This window comes from Mycobacterium sp., assembly GCF_049683935.1.
GTDB lineage: Bacteria > Actinomycetota > Actinomycetes > Mycobacteriales > Mycobacteriaceae > Mycobacterium.
In genome coordinates this window covers 1-2565 of sequence record NZ_JBAUJR010000176.1, presented here as the reverse complement: position 1 = coordinate 2565, position 2565 = coordinate 1, and the positions used below count along the sequence as shown (strand labels likewise).

The 2565-nt window shown below is 66.6% G+C and carries 3 protein-coding genes; 2 read left to right on the top strand and 1 reads right to left on the bottom strand.

Features of this window, described 5'->3' with window-relative positions:
- Together WA965_RS09870 and WA965_RS09865 are read left to right on the top strand one after the other, a co-directional pair.
- Positions 1–515 (top strand): aldehyde dehydrogenase family protein (locus WA965_RS09870; RefSeq protein ID WP_526447445.1); only part of this gene is annotated, 515 nt, incomplete at its 5' end.
- A 98-nt stretch (positions 516–613) separates the two neighbouring features.
- The gene (locus WA965_RS09865; protein WP_526298242.1) at positions 614–2011 is read left to right on the top strand and encodes a class-III pyridoxal-phosphate-dependent aminotransferase; all 1398 of its coding nucleotides are present in this window, start codon (positions 614–616) and stop codon (positions 2009–2011) included.
- Here the strand turns inward: WA965_RS09865 and WA965_RS09860 are convergent.
- The coding region (locus WA965_RS09860) for a hypothetical protein (protein WP_526447443.1) at positions 2008–2565 on the bottom strand (558 nt) is incomplete at its 5' end. The genes WA965_RS09865 and WA965_RS09860 overlap by 4 nt on opposite strands.

Genomic DNA, 2565 nt, shown 5'->3' with positions numbered 1-2565 from the left:
TCCACCGCGACAAGGTGGCCTCCTACATCGACGCCGGCGAAGCCGACGGCGCCAAGGTCGTGGTTGACGGCCGCACCGTCCAAGCCAACGGCGGCGCTGAGGGTTTCTGGCTCGGCCCCACGCTGCTCGACAATGTCACCCCCGAGATGAGCGTCTACACCGACGAGATCTTCGGCCCCGTCCTCTCGGTCCTACGCGTCGACACCTACGACGAAGCCCTGGATTTGGTGAACTCCAACCCCTACGGCAACGGCACCGCCATCTTCACCAACGACGGCGGCGCCGCCCGGCGATTCCAGAACGAGGTGCAGGTCGGCATGATCGGCATCAACATCCCCATCCCCGTGCCGATGGCCTACTACAGCTTCGGCGGCTGGAAAGCCTCGCTGTTCGGCGACAGCCACGCCCACGGCATGGACGGCGTGCAGTTCTTCACCCGCCAGAAAGCCATCACCAGCCGCTGGCTCGACCCCAGCCACGGCGGAATCGAACTCGGATTCCCCCAAAACGCCTGAACCGCGCCCTCGGGAGTACGGTTTGTGACACATCGACCGGGAGAGCCCGTCACAATTCGTACTCTCGCGTGGCATCAACCAGATAGGTCTCCACTGTCATGACTGCGCTCGACGAAACAACGCTCGACGAAACGACGCTGCCCAATGGCCTGAGCGTGGAAGCGGCCCGCGCCGAGGCCGCTCGCACCTACGAGCTCGATCGCGCCCACGTGTTCCATTCGTGGTCCGCCCAGGCCGACATCTCCCCGATGACGATCGTGGCGTCCGACGGATGCCACGTCTGGGACGGTGACGGCAACCGGCTGCTCGATTTCTCGTCGATGCTGGTGAACACCAACATCGGCCACCAGCACCCCAAAGTTGTTGCCGCCATTGCTGATCAGGCGGCGAAGCTGTGTACGGTGGCGCCGCAGCACGCCAATGACGCCCGCTCCGAAGCTGCCCGGCTGATCGCCGAACGCACCCCCGGTGAGCTCAACAAGATCTTCTTCACCAACGGCGGCGCCGATGCCGTCGAGCATGCGGTTCGAATGGCGCGGCTGCACACCGGCCGCTACAAGGTGCTGGCCCGCTACCGCTCGTATCACGGCGGCACGGAGACCGCGATCAATCTCACCGGCGATCCGCGGCGCTGGCCCAACGATCACGGCAATGCCGGCGTCGTGCACTTCTTCGGGCCATTCCTCTACCGGTCCCGATTCCATGCCACCACCGAAGCCGAGGAGACCGAGCGCGCGCTCGATCATCTGCACGAGACCATCCGCATGGAGGGCCCGTCGACCATCGCGGCGATCATCCTCGAGTCCATACCTGGCACCGCCGGCATCATGGTCCCGCCTCCCGGCTACATCGCCGGAGTGCGGGCGCTGTGCGACGAGTACGGCATCATCTTCATCGCAGATGAGGTGATGGCAGGCTTCGGCCGCAGCGGAAAGTGGTTCTCCATCGATCATTTCGACGTCACACCGGATCTGCTGACCTTCGCCAAGGGCGTCAACTCCGGTTACGTCCCACTCGGTGGGGTGGCGATCAGCCCCGCGATCGCCGACACCTTCGCCCATCGTGCGTATCCGGGCGGGTTGACGTACTCCGGGCATCCGCTGGCGACCGCCGCTGCCGTCGCAACGATCAACGCGATGGCAGACGAGGGCATCGTCGAGAACGCCGCACGAATCGGCAGCGAGGTGATCGGACCCACCCTGCGCGAGATGGCCGATCGGCATAGCTGCGTCGGGGAGGTGCGCGGTGCGGGCGTCTTCTGGGCGGTCGAGTTGGTGGCCGATCAGGAAACCCGCGAACCGCTGGCCCCGTACGGCAGCTCCAGTGCGGCGATGAACGCGGTGATCTCGGAGTGCAAGAAGAGCGGGCTGCTGCCGTTCGCGAACTACAACCGCATCCATGTCGTGCCGCCGTGCATCATCACCGAGGAGTTGGCGCGCGAGGGCTTGGAGATCCTGGACCGCGCCCTGGACGTCGCCGACGCCGACGGCGCCTAACTGCCGAGTTCGCCGGAGATACCGCGCTCGAGTGCGACCCGGGCGCGCTCGGGCAGCACGATCAGCCCGTCGAGTTCGCGCCGCGCCAGTCGGTAGGCCCGTTCACGTTCCTGCGATGTCGCCCCGTTGTCGGCCGAGACCCGCAGCAGTCGTTGCGCCCGGGCGAGGCGCTCCTGTTCCTCGCCGGAGAAGTAGCTGCGGCTGCGCCTGATCGCCTCGCCCTCGGCGACATCGAACGCGGTGACGTACTCCTGGACCGCGTCGATGTACTCGCGGGCAGCGTCGCGGTCGGCGAGCAGGTCGGACACGTCGGCGGGCCGAAGGAAATCCGAGCGGAGCTTGGCGCGGTGGAAACGCTCCGTGAGTGGGTCGCGCATATCGGTCATCAGCGGATAGTCGAGCAGCTTGGCGACGTCGAGTTCGTAGTCGAGCCAGCGGGTGTCGGTCCGGTCGTGCTCTTCGACCGTCCTGGAGATCACGCGGCGCTGCGCGGCGTCGCCGTCTGACCGCGGCTGCGGCGCGGGCTGCGACTCGGGCGTCGACGGCAGCTCTGC

What these genes read in the sequence shown, in the direction of transcription:
- WA965_RS09865 (WP_526298242.1), top strand. Translation starts at nt 614, where the DNA reads ATGACTGCGCTCGACGAAACAACGCTCGACGAAACGACGCTGCCCAAT.